The organism is Streptomyces sp. Isolate_45, from assembly GCF_024721315.2.
Classification (GTDB): Bacteria; Actinomycetota; Actinomycetes; order Streptomycetales; family Streptomycetaceae; genus Streptomyces.
In genome coordinates, this window is sequence record NZ_JANFAK020000332.1 from 1 (window position 1) to 2519 (window position 2519).

Genomic DNA, 2519 nt, shown 5'->3' on the forward strand with positions numbered 1-2519 from the left:
CGGGCAGGGACAGGGCGAGGCTGCCCGCCGCGTCGCCCGTGGTGATCGGGACGGCCGCGCAGACGACGCCGGGGGAGTACTCGCGCAGGTCGAAGACGGGGGCGCCCGGGGTGACCGCGTCGAGGGCGCTGAACAGGACCCGGCTGTCGGTGATGGTGCGCGGGGTGAGCCGGGCCGGGCGGTGGCGGGCCACGTGGTCGGCACGGCCGTCGTGGTCGAGCTGCGTCAGCAGGCACTTGCCGACGGCGCTGGCGTGCGCGGCCGCACGGAAGTCCACCCACTCGCGCACCGGCGGGGCGCCCGGTCCGTCCGCCATCTGGGTGATCCGGACCTCGCCGTCCGCGTACCGGCTCAGGTAGACGGCGGCGCCCGCGCTGTCGCGGGCCAGGGCCAGGGTGCGCTGGAGCTGACCCGCCAGGCCCTGTCCGCCGGGGGCCGCGAGCCGGTCCAGGGCCGGGCCGCGCCCGTAGACCCCCGCCCCCGGGCGGTAGGCGTACTCCTCCTCGCACAACATGGCGAGCAGCGGACCGAGTTCCGCCTCGGCCAGCCCCGTCTCCCGGCTCAGCCGGCCGATCCGGACGCCCAGCGGGTGCCGCTCCAGGATCCGTACGACGGCCAGCGCGCGGCGTGCCTGCGCCATGGCCTCGCCGGTGTCGGCCGCCCGGGGCGTCGACCCCCGCGCGGCCGAGGTCAGCGCCGGGTGGCGCAGTGGTCCCGCGCCGGGGCGGGGTCGGGGGGCGCGGAGGGGCGGCGGCGGTCGGAACGCCGCCAGGACCGGGACCAGCCCCGGCCTCGGCAGCGGTACCGGGCCCAGGTCGGGATCGTCCGTCTGGTCGACGTAGCGCAGTACGGCTGCCTGGGCGCACAGCCGCACCTCGCGCAGCTCGCGGCGGCCGCCCGGACGGAAGCCGCGCAGCCCCAGCTCGCGCGCCCAGACCCGGGCGTCGTGGTGCTCACCGCGCCGGGAGTGGTCGAGGAAGAGGCAGTAGGCGGCGGGCGCGGTGCGCGCGGTGCCCGCGCCGGCCGCGAACTGCCACCAGAAACGGGACCCTTCGCGCAGGCCGGCCAGGTGCAGCAGGCAGCCGAAGACGACCGCGCCCGGCAGGCCGGTGTGCCGACAGTCGAGGAAGCGGTCGAGGTCGTGCTCCGCGCGCGGGTCGCAGACGACGGCGAGGCAGAGGGCCTTCAGGTCGCGGCGGGCCCGTTCGGCGTCGAGGGGACAGTCGCGGGCGGGATCGCTCCAGCCGAACGGGCGGCGCCGGACCCGGCCGCCGGTCGCGGCGAACCCCGGTACGAGGGGGGCGCGCAGCAGCCGGGCCTCGGCGGCGCCGAGGTCGTAGTGCGGGTAGCGGTCGCGGACGCCGGCCCGGTCCAGGAACTCGGTCAGCGCGCGCGGGTCCCCCTCGCGGTCGCGGCTCTCCGGCGGCCTCATGACTCGGCGGCCGCGTCGAGCAGTCGGGCCAGCCGCCGGTGCGCCTGGCCGAGCTGCGAGCGGACCGTGGCCTCGTCGACACCCATCACGTCGGCGGCCTCTCCGGGGGTGCACTGGAGTCCGTAGCGCAGCATCACGGTGTCCCGTTGTCGTTCCGCGAGGCGGGAGACGGCGGAGTAGAAGCGGATCGTGTCGGTCAGCACCTCGTACTGATCGTCGTGTGCTTCCTTCAGGGCGGCCTCGAAGGCGCTGATGTCCATCGGCTCGGGCTGCCCGCGGCGGGGATCGCGTCGGCGCTGCCTGTCGACGATGCGCTGCTTGAGGACGGTCCAGGCGTACGCGTCGAGACGGTCCATGTGGAGCATCCGCAGCCACTCGTTCATGATCGAGTCGAAGGTGGCGTCGACGGCGTCCTCCGCGGCCGCGTCGGAACCGAGCTGGAGGTACGCGAAACGCATGTACGCCGGCCGCCGGTTCGCGTGGAAGGCCCAGTACGACAGGCGCGCGGTCGGATCCCACTGACTCATCGGTGTCGGCTGCCGGCGCCGACTCGGCAGTCCCACGGCCCCACCGGACTCCTCCGGCCCGCCATCGTTCACCGTTCCCCACCTCATCCCCTGGTGCGGGGGCCATCAGATCAGCGCGGGCGCACTCGGAGGGCGCAGAGAAGAAACCTGGAAATATTACGTTCGGTGATGACCGATTCCTGATCGACCTTGACCGCGTGACGGCCTGACCAGCGCATACGCATATGCCGGATGCGATCCCGACTTCGACGGGCCTCCAGTGGCGTGCCCACAGCGTGTGACCATCCCATGATTCACTCGTTTGTCTGAGCGTGGCCACCTCACAGCGATTCGGCTCCACCGCCGTCGAACAGGCCGAGGCGGTGCTCGTCGAGCACTACCCCCATCTGGTCCGCCTCGCGTACGTCACCCTCCCCGACTCCCTGGGGCGGCACACCCGCGTGCTCCTGGCGCACCGGGTCGTGCAACGGGCGCTGCCCCGGGCCGGCGGCGGCCCCGACCCGGGCGGAGCCGGCGGCCCCGACAGCCCCGGCGGACCCCTCGGCGGCGTACGGGTCCGG

Annotated in this window: 2 protein-coding genes and 1 pseudogene; 1 reads left to right on the forward strand and 2 read right to left on the reverse strand. The window is 74.8% G+C overall.

What is annotated here, in order from left to right; translation table 11 throughout:
• Together NOD94_RS40785 and NOD94_RS40790 are read right to left on the reverse strand one after the other, a co-directional pair.
• On the reverse strand, window positions 1-1432 hold a 1432-nt coding region (locus tag NOD94_RS40785), incomplete at its 3' end, for an IclR family transcriptional regulator C-terminal domain-containing protein (protein ID WP_281211296.1).
• Window positions 1429-1959, reverse strand: a complete 531-nt coding sequence (locus tag NOD94_RS40790) for a sigma-70 family RNA polymerase sigma factor (protein ID WP_281211297.1) — start codon at window positions 1957-1959, stop codon at window positions 1429-1431. The genes NOD94_RS40785 and NOD94_RS40790, both read right to left, overlap by 4 nt.
• 311 nt (window positions 1960-2270) lie before the next feature.
• On the opposite strand from NOD94_RS40790, the pseudogene NOD94_RS40795 reads away from it, so the two are divergent.
• A pseudogene (locus NOD94_RS40795) lies at window positions 2271-2519 on the forward strand (hypothetical protein); the annotation flags it as partial.